This window comes from Streptococcus sp. 53, assembly GCF_013276565.1.
In the GTDB taxonomy this organism is placed as follows: Bacteria; Bacillota; Bacilli; order Lactobacillales; family Streptococcaceae; genus Streptococcus.
Map to the genome: position 1 here is coordinate 84,168 of NZ_VMLG01000007.1, position 20,451 is coordinate 104,618.

20 protein-coding genes and 2 pseudogenes are annotated in these 20,451 nt (G+C 40.6%); 4 read left to right on the plus strand and 18 right to left on the minus strand.

The window, feature by feature from the left end; all coding sequences use genetic code 11:
* Position 1: 1 nt before the first annotated feature.
* The 8 genes and pseudogenes from HT722_RS02785 to HT722_RS10710 form a co-directional block, all read right to left on the minus strand.
* The gene (locus HT722_RS02785) at positions 2-1,060 is read right to left on the minus strand and encodes an ABC transporter permease (RefSeq protein ID WP_173277437.1); all 1,059 of its coding nucleotides are present in this window, start codon (positions 1,058-1,060) and stop codon (positions 2-4) included.
* Positions 1,053-2,588 carry an ABC transporter ATP-binding protein gene (locus tag HT722_RS02790; RefSeq protein ID WP_023940958.1) on the minus strand — a complete coding sequence of 512 codons (1,536 nt, stop codon included), beginning with the start codon at positions 2,586-2,588 and terminating at the stop codon, positions 1,053-1,055. Before HT722_RS02790 ends, HT722_RS02785 begins: the two co-directional genes overlap by 8 nt.
* Before the next feature lie 142 nt (positions 2,589-2,730).
* A complete protein-coding gene (locus HT722_RS02795) occupies positions 2,731-3,783 on the minus strand; it encodes a BMP family protein (protein ID WP_173277439.1) in 1,053 nt (350 codons plus the stop codon).
* Between the two features lie 89 nt (positions 3,784-3,872).
* Complete coding sequence (locus HT722_RS02800) at positions 3,873-4,262, minus strand: cytidine deaminase (RefSeq protein WP_173277441.1); 390 nt, start codon at positions 4,260-4,262, stop codon at positions 3,873-3,875.
* Entirely contained in the window at positions 4,249-4,911 is a 663-nt protein-coding gene (deoC, locus tag HT722_RS02805) for a deoxyribose-phosphate aldolase (protein ID WP_173277443.1), read from the minus strand. The genes HT722_RS02800 and deoC overlap by 14 nt, the downstream gene beginning before the upstream one ends.
* A 19-nt stretch (positions 4,912-4,930) precedes the next feature.
* Complete coding sequence (locus tag HT722_RS02810) at positions 4,931-6,208, minus strand: pyrimidine-nucleoside phosphorylase (RefSeq protein WP_173277445.1); 1,278 nt, start codon at positions 6,206-6,208, stop codon at positions 4,931-4,933.
* Entirely contained in the window at positions 6,205-6,795 is a 591-nt protein-coding gene (locus HT722_RS02815; RefSeq protein ID WP_345789570.1) for a class I SAM-dependent methyltransferase, read from the minus strand. Before HT722_RS02815 ends, HT722_RS02810 begins: the two co-directional genes overlap by 4 nt.
* A 205-nt stretch (positions 6,796-7,000) precedes the next feature.
* Positions 7,001-7,407, minus strand: a pseudogene (locus HT722_RS10710) (hypothetical protein).
* A 200-nt stretch (positions 7,408-7,607) separates the two neighbouring features.
* Here HT722_RS10710 and coaA point away from each other — a divergent pair.
* The 3 genes from coaA to HT722_RS02835 all read left to right on the plus strand — a co-directional run bounded on the left by coaA (position 7,608) and on the right by HT722_RS02835 (position 9,409).
* Positions 7,608-8,528 (plus strand): type I pantothenate kinase, encoded by a 921-nt coding sequence (coaA, locus tag HT722_RS02825; RefSeq protein ID WP_173277447.1) that lies wholly within the window; start codon positions 7,608-7,610, stop codon positions 8,526-8,528.
* A 67-nt stretch (positions 8,529-8,595) separates the two neighbouring features.
* The gene (rpsT, locus tag HT722_RS02830) at positions 8,596-8,832 is read left to right on the plus strand and encodes a 30S ribosomal protein S20 (protein ID WP_001274000.1); all 237 of its coding nucleotides are present in this window, start codon (positions 8,596-8,598) and stop codon (positions 8,830-8,832) included.
* 52 nt (positions 8,833-8,884) lie between these two features.
* Positions 8,885-9,409: a DNA topology modulation protein gene (locus HT722_RS02835; RefSeq protein WP_173277449.1), complete on the plus strand. Its 525-nt coding sequence runs from the start codon at positions 8,885-8,887 to the stop codon at positions 9,407-9,409.
* 26 nt (positions 9,410-9,435) lie between these two features.
* Here the strand turns inward: HT722_RS02835 and deoD are convergent, their stop codons facing one another.
* From deoD to rpiA, 8 genes and pseudogenes are all read right to left on the minus strand, one after another.
* Entirely contained in the window at positions 9,436-10,146 is a 711-nt protein-coding gene (gene deoD / locus HT722_RS02840) for a purine-nucleoside phosphorylase (protein ID WP_173277451.1), read from the minus strand.
* Positions 10,147-10,541: 395 nt separating this feature from the next.
* A complete protein-coding gene (locus HT722_RS02845; protein WP_173277452.1) occupies positions 10,542-11,825 on the minus strand; it encodes a chloride channel protein in 1,284 nt (427 codons plus the stop codon).
* A pseudogene (locus HT722_RS02850) lies at positions 11,819-12,055 on the minus strand (purine-nucleoside phosphorylase); the annotation flags it as partial. The gene HT722_RS02845 and the pseudogene HT722_RS02850, both read right to left, overlap by 7 nt.
* Before the next feature lie 282 nt (positions 12,056-12,337).
* Positions 12,338-15,085: a thiol-activated cytolysin C-terminal domain-containing protein gene (locus tag HT722_RS10645; protein WP_173277454.1), complete on the minus strand. Its 2,748-nt coding sequence runs from the start codon at positions 15,083-15,085 to the stop codon at positions 12,338-12,340.
* A 305-nt stretch (positions 15,086-15,390) separates the two neighbouring features.
* Complete coding sequence (locus tag HT722_RS02860) at positions 15,391-16,200, minus strand: purine-nucleoside phosphorylase (RefSeq protein ID WP_173277455.1); 810 nt, start codon at positions 16,198-16,200, stop codon at positions 15,391-15,393.
* Positions 16,197-16,760: a DUF1697 domain-containing protein gene (locus tag HT722_RS02865; RefSeq protein WP_173277456.1), complete on the minus strand. Its 564-nt coding sequence runs from the start codon at positions 16,758-16,760 to the stop codon at positions 16,197-16,199. The genes HT722_RS02860 and HT722_RS02865 overlap by 4 nt, the downstream gene beginning before the upstream one ends.
* A gap of 1 nt (position 16,761) precedes the next feature.
* Entirely contained in the window at positions 16,762-17,973 is a 1,212-nt protein-coding gene (locus tag HT722_RS02870; RefSeq protein WP_000033114.1) for a phosphopentomutase, read from the minus strand.
* 13 nt (positions 17,974-17,986) lie between these two features.
* Positions 17,987-18,670, minus strand: coding sequence for a ribose-5-phosphate isomerase RpiA (gene rpiA / locus HT722_RS02875; RefSeq protein ID WP_112443519.1), 684 nt, complete (start codon positions 18,668-18,670; stop codon positions 17,987-17,989).
* 231 nt (positions 18,671-18,901) lie between these two features.
* On the opposite strand from rpiA, the gene HT722_RS02880 reads away from it, so the two are divergent.
* A complete protein-coding gene (locus HT722_RS02880) occupies positions 18,902-19,087 on the plus strand; it encodes a hypothetical protein (protein WP_173275130.1) in 186 nt (61 codons plus the stop codon).
* 112 nt (positions 19,088-19,199) lie between these two features.
* Here HT722_RS02880 and trxB read toward each other — a convergent pair whose 3' ends face one another.
* Complete coding sequence (gene trxB / locus HT722_RS02885; protein WP_173277457.1) at positions 19,200-20,111, minus strand: thioredoxin-disulfide reductase; 912 nt, start codon at positions 20,109-20,111, stop codon at positions 19,200-19,202.
* 65 nt (positions 20,112-20,176) lie between these two features.
* Positions 20,177-20,401: a DUF4059 family protein gene (locus HT722_RS02890; protein ID WP_000926599.1), complete on the minus strand. Its 225-nt coding sequence runs from the start codon at positions 20,399-20,401 to the stop codon at positions 20,177-20,179.
* Positions 20,402-20,451: the final 50 nt, after the last annotated feature.

Below are 20,451 nucleotides of genomic sequence, written 5' to 3' on the forward strand. Positions count from 1 at the left end.
TTTACTTACCTCCTTTAACTTGTTTTTTCGGTTTGACAAAGCGCTCGATAAGGTAATGAACACTGACAAAGAAGATAATAGACGCCGTTACAATGCTGACAAGCTCAGACGGTACCTGCGCCGCATTCATACCAGGGGCTCCAACTTGGAGAACACCAAATAGGAAGGCTGCAAAGAGAATACCAATTGGTGAGTTGGCCGCAAGCAGACTAACCGCCATCCCGTTAAATCCAACAGCTAATGACGATCCCTGAACATAAACGTTCTGGAAGGTTCCCAGACCTTCAACAGCTCCACCAAGACCTGCCAAGGCACCTGAAATAATCATTGAGAGGATAATCGTTCTTTTGGCAGAAATACCAGCATATTCTGAAGCATGTGGATTAAGACCAACCGCACGGATTTCAAAACCAAGGGTTGTTTTCTTGAGCATAAACCAAATAACTGCAACGGCAATGATAGCAAAGAAAATACCAATATTCATCCGCGAGTTACCAGTCAACTCAGCCAACCAAGGTGTCTGGTAGGTTGCATTAGCCCCAACACGAATGGTCGAATCTGTACTTTGCATGAAGTCTTTAGGGAAAGCATGGATAAAGGCATTCCCTACATACAAGACAATGTAATTCATCATGATGGTTACGATAACCTCTGACGTCCCTAGATAGGCTCTCAGAATTCCTGGAATCGCTCCGACAATCCCACCAGCAATCAAGGCAATCACGATGGTTGCTAGAATCATCAATGGACGAGGCATATCTGGATGCGACAGGGCAAACCAACCACTGAGAATCCAACCTGCCAAAGCCTGACCAGGAAGTCCGACGTTAAAGAAACCTGCACGACTGGCAACGGCAAAACCAAGACCAATCAAGACCAAAGGCCCCATGGCACGGAAGATTTCTCCAATTCCACGCAAACTACCAAAGGCTGTATGGAACAATTCTTCGTAGCCCCAAATAGCATCATAACCGAAGATCCACATGACAATGGCTCCAAGTAAAATTCCTAGGAAGACAGAAATCAAGGGAACCGAAATTTGTTGTAATTTTTTAGACATCACTCTTCTCCTTTCCCAAGTTTCCACCAGCCATCAAGACACCAAGTTCTTGTTTATTGGTTGTTTCTGGTGACACAATACCTTGAATCTTACCATCATGAATAACGGCAATACGGTCTGAGACGTTTAAAATCTCATCCAATTCAAAGCTGACAACAAGGACAGCCTTCCCATTATCACGCTCTTCAATCAAGCGCTTGTGGATATATTCAATGGCACCGACATCCAACCCACGAGTTGGCTGACTGACGATAAGAAGATCAGGATCACGATCAATTTCACGAGCAATAATTGCTTTTTGTTGATTTCCTCCTGAGAGTGCAGCTGCAGGAACAAATTCACTGGCAGCACGAACATCAAACTCTTCCATTAGCTTTTTAGCATAAGAAGTAATATTTGAATAGTTCAAAATTCCATTTTTACTATGTGGTTCTTTGTAGTAGGTTTGAAGGGCAATATTTTCAGAAATCATCATCTCTAAAATCAAACCATCACGGTGACGGTCTTCTGGAACGTGCCCAACACTTAGTTCTGTAATTTGTCGTGGGTGCAAGCCTACAATTGAATCTCCTTTTAGCTCAATGCTTCCAGATTCAACCTTGCGAAGACCTGTGATGGCTTGAATCAGTTCAGACTGACCATTCCCATCAATCCCCGCAATACCAACAATCTCTCCAGCACGAACATCCAAGGACAGATTTTTAACAGCTGGAACACCGCGGTTTTCATTAACCACCAAGTCTTTAATAGACAAGACCACTTCTTTTGGTTGAGATGCTTGTTTCTCTGTTTTAAAGGAAACAGAACGTCCTACCATCATTTCTGCCAAATCAGCATTAGTAGCCCCTGCAATTTTGACGGTTTCAATTGATTTGCCACGACGGATAACTGTAACGCGGTCAGAAACTGCGCGAATCTCGTCCAACTTGTGGGTAATCAAGATAATTGATTTTCCTTCTTTGACAAGATTTTTCATAATAGCCATCAACTCCTCAATTTCTGATGGAGTCAAAACAGCCGTTGGTTCGTCAAAAATAAGAATATCAGCTCCCCGATAAAGGGTTTTTAAAATTTCTACACGTTGTTGGGCTCCAACTGAGATGTCTGCCACCTTGGCAGAAGGGTCCACAGCTAAGCCATAACGTTCAGAAAGAGCCTTGATTTCTTTGCTAGCTCCAGCGATATCTAGCACACCATTTTTAGTCAATTCACTTCCTAAAATAATGTTTTCAGCCACCGTGAAAGCCTCTACCAACATAAAGTGCTGGTGAACCATTCCGATTCCCAAGCCAGCTGCTTTAGATGGGGAGTCGAGGTTGACAACTTGACCGTTGACCGCGATTTCACCACTAGTTGGTTCAAGAAGCCCTGCTAACATGTTCATGAGCGTGGACTTTCCAGCCCCATTTTCTCCTAAAAGTGCATGAATTTCACCTTTTCGTAGGTGCAGGTTGATTTTGTCGTTGGCAACAAATTCACCAAACACCTTGGTAATATCACGCATCTCAATGACATTTTCGTGTGCCATGTGCTCTTCCTTTCAGAGTCTTATTTTATTTCAATAAAACTTGCTAGTTTGTCTAGTAGCAAGCTTTACTGAGACAAAATGACTTTGTCTCAACTCTTAAAAAGCGGCCGATGGCCGCTTCCTAAGAAATAACTTCCATCCATTATTTTGCAGGAACTTTTACGCTTCCATCAAGGATTTTAGCTTTTGCATCTTCGACAGCTTTTTTACCTTCTTCAGAAAGGTTAGTTGTTACCAAGTCAACCCCTTTATCTTTCAATGAGTAAACGATCACTTGACCGCCAGGGAATTCACCTTTTTCTGCCTTGTTAGAAATATCTTTTACAGTTGTACCAACTTGTTTCAAAGTAGATGCAAGAACAAAGTTTGATTCTTTACCATCTTTAGAAGTGTATTTACCTTCTGCTTCCTGGTCACGGTCAACACCGATAACCCAAACTTTTTCATTTTCAGGACGGCTTTCGTTGAGTGATTTTGCTTCTGCAAAGACACCAGCACCTGTACCACCAGCTACTTGGTAAACAATATCTGCACCGGCTGCGTATTGTGCGGCTGCAATTGTTTTACCTTTCGCAGCATCACCAAATGAACCAGCGTAGTCAACTTGTACTTTGATAGATGGGTCTACTGACGCAACACCAGCCTTGAATCCTGCTTCAAAACGAGAGATAACTTCTGACTCCTGCCCACCTACAAAACCAACTTGTTTTGTCTTAGTTGTTTTAGCTGCTGCAACACCTGCAAGGTAACCTGACTCATTATCAGCGAAAGTTACGCTCGCAACATTCTTTTGATCTTTAATCACATCATCAATCAAGACATAGTTCAAGTCAGAATGTTCTTTAGCTGCTTCTTCAACCGCATTGTGAAGGGCAAAACCAACACCGAAGATTAGGTTGTAACTTCCAGCCGCTTGTTGCAAGTTGTTAGCGTAGTCAGCTTCACTTGTTGATTGGAAGTAAGTGAAACCGTTATCTTTTGAAAGATTGTGTTCTTTACCCCAGTCTTGCAAACCTTCCCAAGCTGATTGGTTGAATGATTTGTCATCAACACCACCAGTATCAGTGACGATTGCTGCTTTTGTCTTCACATCAGAAGATGAAGCTGCGTTACGAGAAGAGCGGTTACCACATGCAGCAAGTCCAACTGCTGCCACTGCAACTAGACCAAGGCCTAGCCATTGTTTCTTGTTCATTACTGAACCTCCTAAATAAGATGTGCAACGATGTTGCAAGTATGGATTGGTTGGCCACAAGGACCGTGCCACTCAGAGAGCGACTCAGACTAGTTTAAGTCTGTAAAAGAGTATGGAAGTAACTCCCCGACCGTCATCTCGACCGTCGATCTATCTTTTGCGACTAAGGTCACTTTTAAATCATGTTCAAAAAATTCAGCCATCACTTGGCGACAAGCACCACATGGTGAAATTGGTTTTTCAGTCTGTCCATAGACAATCAATTCTGAAAATTCTCTTTGACCTTCAGAAACTGCTTTAAAAATCGCTGTACGTTCTCCACAGTTGGTCAAAGAATAGCTAGCATTCTCGATATTGACACCTGTATAAGTGCTACCATCTTTCGTCACTAGAACAGCAGCAACTGGAAAGTGAGAATAGGGCACATAGGCTTTCTTGCTGGTTTCAATTGCTAGTTCTATCAACTCAGTAGTCGCCATCTACCAATTCTCCTTTTAGAATTGCTACCCCAGCTGAAGTTCCGATACGGGTCGCCCCTGCTTCCACAAAGGCAAGAGCATCTGCATAAGAACGAGCTCCACCAGCAGCCTTGACTCCCATATCAGGTCCAACTGTTTCACGCATTAATGTAACATCTGCTACCGTCGCACCACCAGTTGAAAAGCCAGTAGATGTTTTAACAAAATCAGCTCCCGCTTTTTGGGCCAATTGGCAAGCCAAAACTTTTTCTTGGTCTGTCAGTAGGCAAGCTTCAATAATGACTTTCACTAACTTATCATCACTTGCTTCCACTACTGCTCGAATATCAGACTCAACCAAGGATAAATTACCTGATTTGAGAGCTCCAACATTGATCACCATATCAATCTCATCAGCCCCATTTTGGATAGCTTCTTTGGTTTCAAAAGCTTTCACAACCGAAGTTGTTGCTCCCAAAGGGAAACCTACTACTGTACAGACCTTGACATCTGTGCCTTCAAGCCCTTTTTTAGCATGTTCAACCCAGGTCGGATTAACGCAAACACTGGCAAAATCATACTCTCTAGCTTCAGACAACAAACAATCAATTTGATTTTCTGTCGCATCTTGTTTTAAAAGCGTATGATCAATATATTTATTTAATTTCATATTCGGATTCTCCTGCGGTTTATGAGATAATTTCTATAATTTCTCGTAAACTTTGCACTCTATCATTTATTTTAACATATTTTTGAAAATCTGTAACTAGCTGAGAAGAAATTTTTCCATTTGTGTATACTTTTGCAACAATTTCTCCCTTTTGAACGGAATCTCCAACTTTCTTTTCAAAAACAATTCCTGTTTCATAGTCCAAGGCATCAGACTTGACTGCACGGCCTGCCCCCAGTCTCATAGCATAAAGCCCAAATTCCATTGCTGGAAGAGATGAGATAATACCCGTTTCCTGGGCAGGGATTTCCACCACATGGGCAACATTGACAGGACGGTAGAGGTCTTCCAAGTCCCCACACTGGGCTTGGACCATCTCCTCAAACTTAGCCAGCGCTTGTCCATTTTCAAGATGTTGGCGAACTTCTTCAACTGTCTTGTTTACATTTGCCAGGCCAAGCATAATTTGAGCCAATTCACAGATGAAGTGGGTAATATCCTGACGGCCTTGCCCTTGTAAAATCTCCAATGCTTCAAGGATTTCCAGACGATTGCCAATCGCTCGTCCCAAGGGCTGACTCATATCGGTAATCACTGCTACCGTTTTTCTACCAACTGCCTTACCAAGTTCCACCATGGTTTGAGCCAATTCACGCGCCTCATCAACCGTCTTCATAAAGGCACCCTCACCGACAGTCACGTCTAGCAAAATAGCATCCGCCCCTGCCGCGATTTTCTTGCTCATGACTGAACTCGCAATCAAAGGAATCGTGTCGACAGTTGCAGTCACATCACGGAGGGCGTAGAGAAGTTTATCTGCTTTAACCAGCTGGTCTGATTGCCCAATGACAGATACTCCAATATCCTGCACCTGTCCAATAAAGTCCTCTTGACTACGTTCTACTTGATAACCCTTAATGGACTCCAATTTATCAATTGTTCCACCAGTATGGCCGAGACCACGACCACTCATTTTTGCCACAGGTACACCGAAGCTAGCAACAAGAGGAGCTAAAATCAAGGTCACCTTGTCACCAACACCCCCAGTAGAATGCTTGTCAACCTTAACCCCATCAATAGCGGATAAATCAAACTCTTGCCCTGTCTGAACCATTTTCATGGTCAAATCAGATATTTCTCGAGTCGTCATTCCTTTGAAATAGACAGCCATAGCAAAGGCAGACATCTGATAATCAGGAACAGTTCCTGACACATAACCTTCTACCAGCCATTCAATTTCACTTGAAGTCAGTTCTTGCCCGTCTCGTTTTTTTTGGATTAAATCAACTGTTCTCATTCTTTCACACTTCTAAGGATATAATATCCCTTATCTTTTTTGACGATTTCACAATTTCCAAACACATCCTCCATCTTGGACTTGGCACTTGGAGCCCCTTGTTTTTTCTGGATAACGATTGTCAAATCCCCACCAGTTTCCAAGAAATCTTTGCTTTTCTCAATGATTTCATGAACCACTTGCTTGCCTGCACGGATAGGAGGATTGGAAATGACATGGTCAAATTTCCCTTCAACTTGTTCATAGATATTGGACTGGAAAATCGTCGCTTTTACATTATTTTTTTCAGCATTTCTCTGAGCTAAATCCAAGGCACGATTGTTGATATCGACCATGGTCGCCTGAACTCCATAAGCCTTAGCCAAGGACAAGCCCAAAGGCCCATAACCACAGCCCACATCAAGGACAGTCTCTCCTTGGTTGACCTCCAGACACTTGAGCAAAAGTTGACTTCCAAAGTCAACCATCTTCTTGCTAAAAACACCCGCATCCGTCAAAAAGGTCATTTTTTGTCCCAACAACTCTACTCTCAACTCATGAATATCGTGAGCAGCGTCAGGATTTTCTGCATAGTACATTTTATTCATAACCCTATTCTATCATATTTTGGATCGAATTGTAAATCGTTTACATATCCAGAATGAGACAAAAAGATTGAAGGAAGTTGCGTTACAATAGCTCCCCTTCAATCTCTTTCAAGTTTTATAAGCAACTTGTATTTCATCTAGGACTACAGCTATCATTGCCATGATAAAACAACAAATTTATTGTCTATCATCAGGCGCATTTTTATTACGATTGCTTAACCTTCAGATACTTAATTATCAACAAAATTCCCAACAAAATATTTAGATAAAAGCCCAACTGATAAGTTTGTGTCAGGATTTCCAAACTTGTCCAAAGTCGTATCAAATCTTCTAGTGACATGCGGAAGAAATAACCCTCTGTCGCAATCCATAAAATCAAGAATAGATAACTTCCAGCAGCAAGCCATTTCGCCCATCGTTTTTTAGGAAGAAAGCAATCAAGAGCGAACAGATAAAGACAACTGTTACAATAGCATGCTCCATCAAAAAAGTAAAACCGTAATAGATTTCCACAAAGCGTCTACCATTATCCGCATTAGCTCCTTTTATAAAAGGTAAGGCAAAACTTAAAATAAAACAGAGTTCCAATAGGTAACGTTTCAAGATTTTCATAGTACACCTCCTATAAGTTATAAACCCAAAAGCCCCCTTTATAAGCTTATAAATCAGTAGAAACTATCTCCTACTTCATCAATAAATTGTTCATCCTCTATCTACTTATATTATATACTATTGACTTACCACATTCAAGAAAACGCTTTATTTTTTTAGCTTTTTATGGTATGATAAACAAAATACCTAGAGGAAAACATATGACCAACGAATTTTTACATTTTGAAAAAATCAGCCGCCAAACTTGGCAATCTTTACATCGAAAGACAACACCTCCTTTGACAGAGGAAGAGTTAGAATCCATCAAGAGTTTTAATGACCAGATTAGCTTGCAGGATGTTACCGATGTCTATCTTCCCCTAGCCCATCTCATCCAGATTTACAAGCGTACCAAGGATGATTTAGCCTTTTCAAAAGGGATTTTTCTTCAACGTGAAAGCAAATCCCAGCCTTTTATCATTGGGATTTCTGGGAGTGTTGCCGTTGGAAAATCCACAACCAGTCGCCTATTGCAAACCCTACTGTCCCGTACGCTTACAGGTGCTACGGTTGAATTGGTAACAACTGATGGATTTCTCTATCCCAACCAGACCTTGATTGAGCAGGGGATTTTAAATCGTAAGGGATTTCCTGAAAGCTATGATATGGAAGCTCTTCTCAACTTCTTGGACCGCATCAAAAATGGACAAGATGTGAATATTCCTGTCTACTCGCATGAAGTCTACGACATCGTACCTGAGGAAAAACAAAGTATCAAAGCTGCTGACTTTGTGATTGTCGAGGGGATTAATGTCTTTCAAAATCCACAAAACGAGCGTCTCTATATTACTGACTTCTTTGACTTTTCCATCTATGTTGATGCTGCAGTGGATGACATCGAGAGTTGGTATCTCGATCGTTTCTTGAAAATGCTGAGTCTAGCCCAAAACGACCCTGATAGCTACTATTATCGTTTTACTCAGATGCCGATTGGGGAAGTGGAGTCCTTTGCCCATCAGGTTTGGACCAGTATCAATCTCACAAATCTACAAAATTATATTGAACCGACCAGAAATCGTGCGGAAGTGATTCTTCATAAAACAAAGAACCATGAAATCGATGAAATTTACTTAAAAAAATAATTTTCCCTTGTCAAAACGTAAGTTTTCAGATATAATGGTATAGTTAGTAAATATGGAGGTAAGAACATTGGCAAACATTAAATCAGCTATCAAACGCGCTGAATTGAACGTTAAACAAAACGAAAAGAACTCAGCTCAAAAATCAGCTATGCGTACTGCTATCAAAGCTTTCGAAGCAAACCCATCTGAAGAACTTTTCCGTGCTGCTAGCTCAGCTATCGATAAAGCAGAAACTAAAGGTTTGATTCACAAAAACAAAGCAAGCCGCGACAAAGCTCGTCTTTCAGCTAAACTTGCTAAATAAGAAACAGTCCATAGAGGCTGTTTTTTTGTCCTCAAATAGGAAAAGGTAGAAAATGAAAATTGCAATTATCGGATATTCTGGAGCTGGTAAGTCAACTCTGGCAGAAAAATTATCTAACTACTACTCCATTCCCAAACTTCATATGGACACACTCCAATTTCAACCAGGCTGGGTAGACAGTGACCGTGACTGGATGTTAACCGAGATGAAAAACTTTCTCACCGAACATTCTGATTGGGTGATTGATGGTAATTATTCTTGGTGCTATTACGAGGAAAGAATGCAGGAAGCTGACCAAATCATCTTTCTTAATTTTTCCCCATTGACCTGTCTCTTTCGAGCCTTTAAACGTTACCTCACATACCGAGGAAAAGTCAGAGAAAGCATGGCAGCTGGTTATCAAGAACAATTTAATTGGGAGTTTATCAGATGGATTCTCTGGGATGGGCGAACAAAAAATGCTAAGGAAAGATACCAAAAACTTTGCCAAGAATACTCACATAAAGTCACTATTCTTCGAAATCAAAGAGATCTAGATCAATTTCTAGATAAGAAAAGGAAGTCCTCCAATTCATAAAGAAGGGCTTCCTTTTTTGACTATAATTATTCTGCAATCAAGGTTTCCAAACCAACCTTCATCATATCGGTGAAGGTATTTTGGCGTTCTTCTGCAGTTGTGTCTTCGTCTGGATTGACCAAGCTATCAGAAATGGTCATGATAGCAAGCGCGTCAACATGGTGTTGGGCAGCAAGATAGTACAGAGCTGCTGCTTCCATTTCCACAGCCTTGACTCCCCATTTACCAAGCTCGATGTTCTTTTCGAAGTAGTTTGAGTAAAAGACATCAGATGATAAAACGTTCCCAACGTGGGTGGTCATACCGAGTTCTTTAGCGATATGGTAGGCCTTGTCCAGCAAATCAAAGCTAGCGATTTGTGGAAAATCGTACTGTGGCCAGTCATTGCGGACGATGTTTGAGTTGGTTGCAGCTGCCTGCGCCAAAACCAATTCACGGACGTGAACATCTTCATTCAAAGAACCCGCAGTTCCCACACGAATCAATTTCTTCACACCGTAGTCAACAATTAACTCACGCGCATAAATCGAAATAGATGGCATTCCCATCCCAGTTCCCATGACAGATACACGGTGACCCTTGTAAGTACCAGTATAACCAAACATGTTACGCACTTCGTTAAAACAAACAGCATCTTCAAGGAAATTCTCCGCAATAAATTTAGCACGAAGAGGATCCCCAGGAAGAAGAATTTTATCAGCAATTGCACCCTGCTGAGCAGCAATATGGATAGACATAATATAAGATACTAAACCCGTCAAAAAGCAAAGGGAAAATAGGGGTTGGGTGCAGTGAGCGATGCTCGCTAGACCAACTATCTTTTTCCCACTGCTTTTAGGGTGGGTTCAATTCCTTTCTTTCTTAATTTTGATGATATTGAGAAGATTAGACCGGCTTCAATTCAAACCCGAACTCCCCTTCCTTTCTAAGTTTTTAGAAAAGTTTTCCGCTCGTGTTCAAATCAAAACACGCGCTCTACCTTTCTTTTTTTATATTTCATAGCTAGGAAAAATCGGATTCAATCAAGATTCCAATAATCCTACTTCTTTTTTATTTCAGACAGTTATTGATAAATTGACAATAGTTTTTAATCTTTTAAGATAAATCTTTGATTCGAAGAAACGGTCATTCTCTATCTTATTACTCTATTCTTTGACTTCTGACACAGTATATTAGCCCAAGAAAAACTGTCTAATATTTTTGCAAATTCATAGGCTAAAATAGCTGTTACTAAGAGATACGGAAGAGAATCTAAAGCTAGCCCAGTGAAGCCTATTACTAATCCAGTTGCAGACCAGGGAGCCCTCAAGGTCACAGACAAAAAGCAAACCGATCCCAAAAGCAAAATACTTGGCTGGCTATCCCCACCTAGAATCATTCCAAAAAGAGCAGCTCCAGCCATCCCCAAGGCAAAAGATGGCGTAAGTGTACCACCATAGGCCCCTGCCCACAGAGTAATAAGAACGACCAGTGCTTTTAGGATAAACAAGAGGAATACTGTTTTGCCATTGCTACCATTCAATACTTCCTGAGCCATCATACGTCCATTTCCAAGTAGATGTGGAAAATAACTTGCCAACCCAGCAAGAAAAAGAAAAGCTGTAGGCAATGTGAGAAGTACTCGTTTATCTTTTATCCTGTTTGAAGACACTTCTTTACTTAAGCGACCAAAAAACCATGCTAGTGGGGTTAAGAAAAGAAGTAATAAGGGAATAATCCACATTTCCTTTAATGACCATGCGATGGATGGAATCTTGTAGAGAGCATGATCTGAAATAACCAAGCCTGCTGTATAGGTTGACACATAGGTAGTCAAACCGACTAAGATAAATCGTTTAATAGATAGAGCAATTCCTAGAGTTTCAAAAACAAAGAAGACACTTGTTAATGGAACCTGGTAGACAGCTGCTAAACCAGCACCCGCACCACAAGCAAGGAGAAAGATTTGATCCTTCTTAGAGAGAGAACATATTTTTCCAATTGGTCCTGCAAATAGAGTTCCAATCTCTCGTGGCGCAGCTTCTTTACCAATAGGTGCTCCCCCTCCAACTGCAATAATTTGCCAAATTGAATGAAATAGCTGTTTTAAAAAATGAAGTTTGTATTGTGAAGTCTCATCCTTCATCTGTGCTTTAATGGAAAAAATCTGTGATTTTTTTTGCAAGTAATACCAGACTAAGGATGAGCTGACACCCACGATTATTAAACTTAATCCTATCCGCGACGAGGAAACTCCATCTGTCAAGAATACAGTTTGATGCTCTGATTGACCAAAAGCTATCCCCTCTATCATCTTTAAAAGATAATGTAGAAAAATACCAGATAAACCTGAAACTATTCCTTGCAAAATGACTGCTAGGAATAATTTAAGATTATAAGGGATTTTCTGAAAAATACTCCTCAATTCTTTTAACATAGTAATAATTCAGCAAAAATGGCTTTCAGTAATCCTTTAAAATCACCTTTAACACACTCAGTCACTTCTATAACCTCTTCGTGGTTAATCTTTTCTTTGAAACAAGTAGTATAATTAGTAATACATAAAATTCCTAGAAGTTTCAAACCTGAGTAGGCTACAACAATAACTTCAGGAGCAGTTGACATTCCGACAACATCTGTTCCAAGCATCTTATAGGTACGAATTTCTACTCGTGTTCAAATCCAAACACGCGCTCTACCTTTCTGTTTATAATCTTCGAAAATAAAATTCAAACCACGTCAACGTCGCCTTGCCGTATATTTCGTCAGTTATATCTACAACCTCAAAGTAGTGCTTTGAGCAGCCTGCGGCTAGTTTCCTAGTTTGCTCTTTGATTTTCATTGAGTATTAATTTTGTTCTTTCACAGAGAGCTACCTGAGTTCTATTCAAGCTCAGGTAGTACTTCTCTTATAAACTAAATCATCTCATTATTAAATAGTAGGATTTTTTACAAGACATCGTCATCAGAAATCTTAGAATTTAATGTTGTTCCCCAATGGGTAATTTTACGGTGGGGTTGAGCTAAAATTGGTCTGTTTTCATAGATTGTTTGCCATCTATTCCATAGTAGACCTGTCTTTTTCTCAATCTTAATTCGCAGATTTCTCATATTTTCTTTGATTGGGAGGTTGAGAACAAAACCTGCAGTCTGGTTGCGACCGTTTCCTTCCCAAGAACGACTACGAACAACTTGGTTTCCATCTTTATCTACTGTAACTTCTTCCCAAGTTATAGAGTAGCGAGCAATGTAAGCTCCACTATGTTGAATTGTCAATGTTTTATTCTTCACAGGAGCCTGACTGATTGGTTGAACTGGCTTAGAAACTTGTGTCGCCGTCTCACCATTCGTAGCTATAAAGCGGAAAACTTCTACTTCTGCAAGACTGAGGGCTTGATTGTTCTTACGTAGTTGCACACGAACACGGCGCCCCAATTTCCCATTTAATTGAACATCCAAGCTCGTTCCGTCAAGTTTAGAAACATACTGTCTAGCAACTTCTTTCCCTTTTTCATCATATAAAATCACATCAAAGTCTGACAGACGTTTAGAAAGTTCTCCATCCCCACGGTTATGAAGTCGGACAAGCCCAACCTGTTCTGTACGACCTAAATCAACTTCCCACCAAGGTTGATTTTCAAACTTAGTATGAGTGATAGATTGTTGACTATAACTACTATTGGTATTGCCATCCAAGGCACGACTAGCATCTCCACCAAAATCAGTAGAACTTTGCTTAGCTTGTTTTTTCCAAGCGATATTCTCAGCACGATATACTTGGACTTCTGCAAGACTGAGGGCATTATAGCCTTCTAGCTCAATTCGAACATAGCGCGCTTTTTTATGGTTAATTGCAATTTGTGCTGACACATCTTTAAGAGATGTTATGCGTTTTCTCTCAATTTCTTTACCAAAACTATCTAAAAGAATGACATCAAAGTTTGCCAATCTATCCTGAGCAGTGTCTGTTCGGTTGTAAATATTGATTTGGCGAATGGTTTCTTCTTTAGCCAAATCTACTTGCCACCAAGGCTTGGATTGGAAGTTGGTATGAGTGACAGAATTGTGGCCATAGTTACCATCAACTTTGCCATCCACAGCTCTTCTAGCATCTCCTCCGAAAGCTGTCGAACTTTGAGTAACCTGTTTTCCTAAGGCAATATTTTCCATTGGTTCAGCGCTTGGTTGACTAGAAGATTGAGGCAGAGCCTGTTTCTTAAAGAATCGCACTTTATCCAATTTCGGATCACGATAACCATGTTTATCCAAGGTAGCTCGTTTACCAATATTAAAGTTAGGAATATCATTCATTCGACTTTCAAAATAGCCACGAGAACGGTGTTTAAATCGTGAATTACCTGTAAATGTAACAATATCACGATCATTATGAATCAATGGAGTCACAACATTATCATTATCAACCACATAATGCTTAATTTTTCCGCTAACAGCTAATTTACGGCTTTCCAAACCAACATCCCAGAAACCATTCTTAGCATTCCAAACAGTTCTGGAAGTAATCACTTTAGGAGCACTGAAAGTCGTCACTTTTCTCAATACATGATTATAAAAATCAGGATATTTTTGGTAAGCTTCAACCGCTGCAATCTGAGCTAGGTAGCCTCCAAGAGAATGACCTGTCATATACAACTTGGTAATACTTGTATCCTTGGCTAATTCCCCAACAACCTTGCGGATATCATCCGCTTGAGCTGGTTTATTTCCACCTAATAAAACCAAATCTGCACTTAAATCCTTGGCGTCATTAACTCGCGTTCCACGAATAGCCAACATGTGTACCGTTCCATCTTTGAGATAAGGAAGGTCGCTCTTGGTCTCAAATAAGAAAGCATCCAAGCCACTATCTGTATGGTAGGCTTTTTTCATCTTCCAGAAAGGAGCCAATTCATTGTGCATAAGTTTGTATTCTTGACGGTCAAGATAGAGACTAGGGAAAGGATTCTTATGATCTAAAATTTTCTCAATATAATCATCGTCTCGATAAGCTAACTCCATAAAGAGAAGAGAATCACGGTCTGTGACATACCATTCTTTCTTATTGTCATCTTCTCCATCTGCCAAACCATCCCCATCACTGTCTGCTAGCAAGGGATGACTGTTATATCCTAGATAATCCTTACCATCTTTGTTGTACACATAAAGTTCATCTTTGTTTTTGATGCCATCTTGGTCATCATCCCCTTCCAAATCAAGAACTTTTTCACCATAGAGAGATTCATCAATCAAATCATTTTCTAAATGCAATTCCCCTTTGGAAATCTTCACCAAATCTTCTGCTGTTAAAGAACGAGTATTTGTTGGTTTTTCTGTCACAACTTCTTCTTTAGTTTCTTCTACAGGAGCATGAATAGGTGAGTCTTGAGCTGGCTCTGTTATCTCTACTTTTGACTCTTCCCTTTTGTTTTCAAGAACTTCACTTGCTTCTGGAAGCGTTTGAGGAGTTAGTCTTGGCTCCTCTCTAAGAGGAGTTTCTAGTTTTGGAGCAACATTTTCCGGCTCTCTCAATTCCTCCTTAGAATCTAGCACTCTTGTTGCCACTTCAGATGTTACATCTTGTTTTAGTTCATTGGCTGAAATTCCAGCTGGAGCTAGAAATGCAAAGCCGACTGCAACAGATACAACTCCGATACTTAATTTTTTTATGCCAAAGCGCATAATTCGTTGACCAATTTTCATTATTTCTTATCTTTCTTTTCGTTTATTTGTAAGCAGACTCAAGCAAAATCTCATTGTGCTATATATGATAAGACTGAGAAATTCAGAAAGTAAATTCATTCTTATCTCTTCTTATCATACTAGTCTGCTTGGCTAGGAAGCTAATGCTAGTATCCTAGAATCTTGTCTTTCACAATGCTAACTATCAGACTCTTTCAGTTACAAGAGTAGGAAGAAACCCATAGTCTACATATGTTTCTTCTTTGTTCCGAATAGCCAGTCAATCATGAAAAGGTAGAGGTATTCCTCCTTTTAAATCTTTTTTCTTACAATTCAGCAAGAATCGCTTTAAGCAAGCCCTTGAAGTCACCTTTAACACGTTCGGTTACTTCCACAACTTCTTCGTGGTTGAGTTCTTCTTGGAAACCAGCCGCAAAGTTAGTAATACATGAAATTCCCAGAACTTTTAAGCCTGAGTGGACTGCCACGATCACTTCAGGAACCGTAGACATACCAACTGCATCTGCTCCCAGTATCTTATAGGCACGAATCTCTGCTGGTGTTTCATAAGTTGGACCGGTTACACCGATATAGACACCTTCATCAAGCTTGATACCCAGTTTTTTAGCCACTTGATGGGCAGTAGCACGGTATTCTGGAGTGTAGGCCTTAGACATATCTGGAAAACGTGGACCAAAGTCATCCAAGTTTTCACCCATCAATGGGTTTTGCCCCGTCATATTGATATGGTCAGAGATAGCCATCAAAGTACCAGGCCCATATCCAATACCACCAGCAGCATTGGTTACAATAACACCTTCACATCCGAGAACTTTCATGACACGAACTGGGAAAGTCACGACTTCCAGAGGATTTCCTTCGTAGAAATGGAAGCGACCTTGAAGAGCCAAGACCTTGCGACCTGCAAGTTCCCCATATACTAATTTACCAGCGTGACCGACTACTGTAGAGCGGCCCCAGTTTGGAATCTCAGCATAGTCTACTACAACTGGATTTTCGATTTCTTCTGCCAGTTCTCCCAGTCCTGACCCAAGGATTAGACCGAACTCAGGCGCTTGAATTCCCTTGTCTTTCAGGAAAGCAGCTGTTTCATTGATTTTGTCTAAAAATGTCATTGTGTATTTCCTTTATTATTATTTTTAAGCATTTGACCAATTTTGTCAAAGGTTTTTGCATTGCGAATGGTAATGTGGCGATAGAAAGGCATCTTGAGCAAGTACTTGTGATAGGCAGTCTTAGAGTAGGTTTCTTCAGAGAATTTTCCCCAGAAAATCCCAAGTTTACCAAAATGAACAACTTCATCTTCCAGTTTCAAAACGCCTACTTTCTCGATGACTTGGTCCACATCCAAGCCCTCAGTGTAAAAGAGAACGTCTTTTCTTACCAAGTCTTCGCTCCACCAATCTGGTAGATTCTCCACTTCTGCTTCATAGTCTTCTTGACTCAGTAAAGAAAAGCTCTGAATAAATGGATAACGAGTTCCAAAGAAAGCCTCTAACTTTTCAACCAATTGGGCTTTGGAATCTATCGAAGTAAAGAAAATATTGCCACTGTTGATGTAGCTTTCAACCTTTTCCAGTCCCAAGTCTGTCAATTCTTGACGAAACTCCGCCATGACGACCTTATTCTTTCCACCAACATTGATGCCTCTCACCAGCAAAGCATAGCGCGTCATCTTATACCAATTTATCTAAGAAACTTTCCCCAATCATAGCAGTTTCCACACCAAAGTTATCTGCAACAGTCGCTGAGATATCTGCGAAATGTCCGACTGGAATGACGCCATTTCCTTTAAAGGCAGGACTGTAAGCCAAAAGTGGAATATATTCACGAGTGTGGTCTGTTCCTGCGTAAGTTGGGTCGTTCCCGTGGTCCGCAGTAATCAAAAGAAGGTCATTCTCTCTCATAGCTGCGATAATTTCAGGTAAGCGTTCATCAAACTCATGCAAACAATCACGGTAACCATGAGCATTACGACGGTGGCCGTAAAGAGCATCAAAGTCCACCAAGTTTGTGAAGGAGAATCCTTTTTCAAACTCAGAAAGTCCCATGGCCTTCAATAATGTATCAATTCCGTGGCTGTTTGACTTGTTGTGGCCCATGTCATGATTGATACCAGCACCATTAAAGATATCATTGATTTTACCAACAGCATAAGTATCGATACCAGCTTCATTCAATTTATCCAAAACAGTTGGGGCAAATGGAGATACAGCCAAGTCACGACGGTTTGCCGTACGAGTGAAGTTACCTGGTTCACCTACATAAGGGCGAGCAATGATACGACCTAGAAGGGCAGGGCGCTCAAGGGTAATCGAACGAGCGTATTCACAGATACGGTACAATTCATCCAAAGGAATGATGTCTTCGTGGGCAGCAATTTGCAAAACAGGGTCAGCTGAAGTATAGATAATCAACTCTCCAGTTTCCATCTGACGTGGTCCAAAATCATCTATAACAGCTGTACCTGAGTAAGGTTTGTTGGCTTCACGAATGACCTTGCGTCCCGAGAATTCTTCGATTTTTGTCAAGATTTCTTCTGGGAATCCGTTCCAGAAAGTATCGAAAGGCTCAGTAATGTTGAGTCCCATGATTTCCCAGTGCCCAGTCATAGTGTCCTTACCAAGGGATACCTCTTCCAATTTTGTTGCATAACCTGTTGGATTGCTTTCTGCCGGTACAGTCTTAAGAGGAGTTTCACGAGGAATATTTCCAAGACCGATTTTAGCCATGTTTGGGACATTCAAACCAACTGTTTTTGAAATGTGTCCCAGTGTGTCAGAGGCACCATCTGGAACCCCTGCATTGACAAAGTTATTGGCATCTGGTGCAGCTCCGATTCCTACAGAATCCAGTACTACCAAGTGAATACGATTAAATTTAGACATCTTATGCCCCCTTCTATTTTTCTTTTCTTGAGGTTAAAATCTGAACGCCATCTTGTCCAGCAACGATTACCTTATCCACCATTTGGTTGAATAAGCCGTGCTCCACGACACCAACGACATGGTCCAATTCTTGTCCGAAAGCAATTGGATCTTCAATGACATCCAAGGCAAGGTCAATGATAAAGTTCTGCATATCGGTCACAAAACGTTGGCCATCTTTTTCACGGAAACTTGGTTTGTAGCCAGCTCGTTCAAAACGACGAAAGACCTGCTCTGCACCATACTGAACCACTTCTACTGGCAATTTAAAAGCACCTAGTTTGTCTACCAGCTTGCTTTCATCCACCACCCAAATATATTCTTTTGAGGGCGTTGCTACAACCTTCTCCATCAGAAGGGCACCACCACCGCCTTTGATTCCGTTAAACTGGCTATCCACTTCATCCGCCCCGTCAACCGTCACATCAACCAAGTCTACTTGGTCAATAGACTTGAGCGGGATGTTAAGACCTTCAGCCTGTTTACTAGTCACACTAGAAGTTGTTACAGCTGTAATCTGCAATCCTTCTTCCTTGATACGACGACCGATTTCTTCGACAAAATAATAGGCAGTCGAGCCTGTTCCAAGTCCAACGACCATTCCATCGCTCACGAACTCAGCAGCCTTGATACCTGCCATTTTCTTCAGATTTTCCACTCAAACACCTCCATTAAAGAGCTATTTCTATTATAACATGTATCCGTTTTTATTTCATGGATACACTAGAAAAAACCGAACATTTTTATTTTTATGTCTACCTTGTTTTGGTAGTCAGAATCTTAGTTATGAGAACTTGTAGATAAAAACAGGTCCTAGCCAAAAGTAGCAACAGTTGATTTTTTACCATAAAGATGATTAAATAGGTAAGTATAGAAAAGGAGAAATAGGATGAACCCATTAGATTTGTTTAACCAAGTAAAAAAATTAATCGAAACAAAAGATTTCGAAGCTGCAAAGACATTTGTTGCAGAAAACCAAGACCAACTTGGAGAATACTTCTCTCAAGCTCAGCAGTTGATTTCTGGTTCTGAAGGTCTTGATGGCCTCGTTGGAAAGATTAAAGGATTTTTCTAAAAATATAAGAGGCTGGCAAAACTCAATTTCAGTAGAAAATGAAATTAATTTTCCCACAATAAAGCGCATAGTGTCAAATTTTTTGTAAATCTGATACTATGCGTTTTTATAATTAACTATGTTCTGTGATAAATTTATAAGCTTCTTGACCAGCGATAGCCCCATCTCCAACTGCCGTTGTCACTTGTCGAAGGTCCTTCAAGCGAACATCTCCAACTGCAAAGATACCATCAACTGCAGTTTTCATGTGGTTATCTGTCACAATCCATCCAGCCTGATCTTGGATATTCAATTCTTTAACAAAATCGCTAAGAGGGTCCAATCCAACATAGATAAAGACGCCACCGAAGGCTTGTTCTGTCACTTGACCTGTTTTCACATTTTCAAATACGACAGATTCTACTCGGTTTTCACCCTTGATTTCCTTCACTACAGAATCCCAGATAAAGCTGATTTTCTCATTCGCAAAGGCGCGGTCTTGTAAAACCTTTTGGGCACGAAGTTGGTCACGACGGTGAACAATGGTAACAGTCTTAGCAAAACGAGTCAAGAAGAGGGCTTCTTCAACAGCTGAATCTCCACCACCAACTACCAACAAATCTTGGTCACGGAAGAAAGCACCATCACACACGGCACAGTAAGAAACACCACGACTGTTCAGTTCTTCTTCTCCAGGTACTCCCAAAGGACGGTGTTTAGAACCAGTTGCTACGATAACTGTACGTGTTTCATATGTTTGGTCATCAGTCATCACTTTCTTAAAATCACCATGGTCTTCTACATTTTTAACATAGCCATAAATATGCTCAACACCAAGATTTTCAAGCGGTTCAAACATCTTTTCTGCCAATTCTGGCCCACTAATATTAGCGTATCCTGGGTAATTTTCAATATCAGATGTATTATTCATCTGACCACCTGGCAGACCACCTTCAATCAAGGCTACTTTCAGATTGCTTCGAGCAGCATACAAGGCTGCAGTCATCCCTGCAGGTCCAGCACCGATAATAATAGTATCGTACATATAGTTTCCTTCTTTCTTGTTGTAACTATCTTTATTCTAACTCTTTCTTGTCAATCATGCAAGGATTATGCTTTGAAAACAAGAATTAAACTCATAACCGCAAAGGATAATACTGGAACAACCAAAACTCCAATCATAATCATATCATAGAGATGGGCTTGGCGAGCCTTGGCTGTCTTATCAACTCCCGACATGGCTCTCAGTCCAATCCAAATCCCTAAAAAAATCAGGACGAGGATAGTGGTCAAGATCAAACTCTCGAAATATAAAGAAAATAGTTGCAGTAGCATGATTTCTCTCATTTCTATCTTTTTTAAAGAGTAAACTCAGCTAGTCCAGC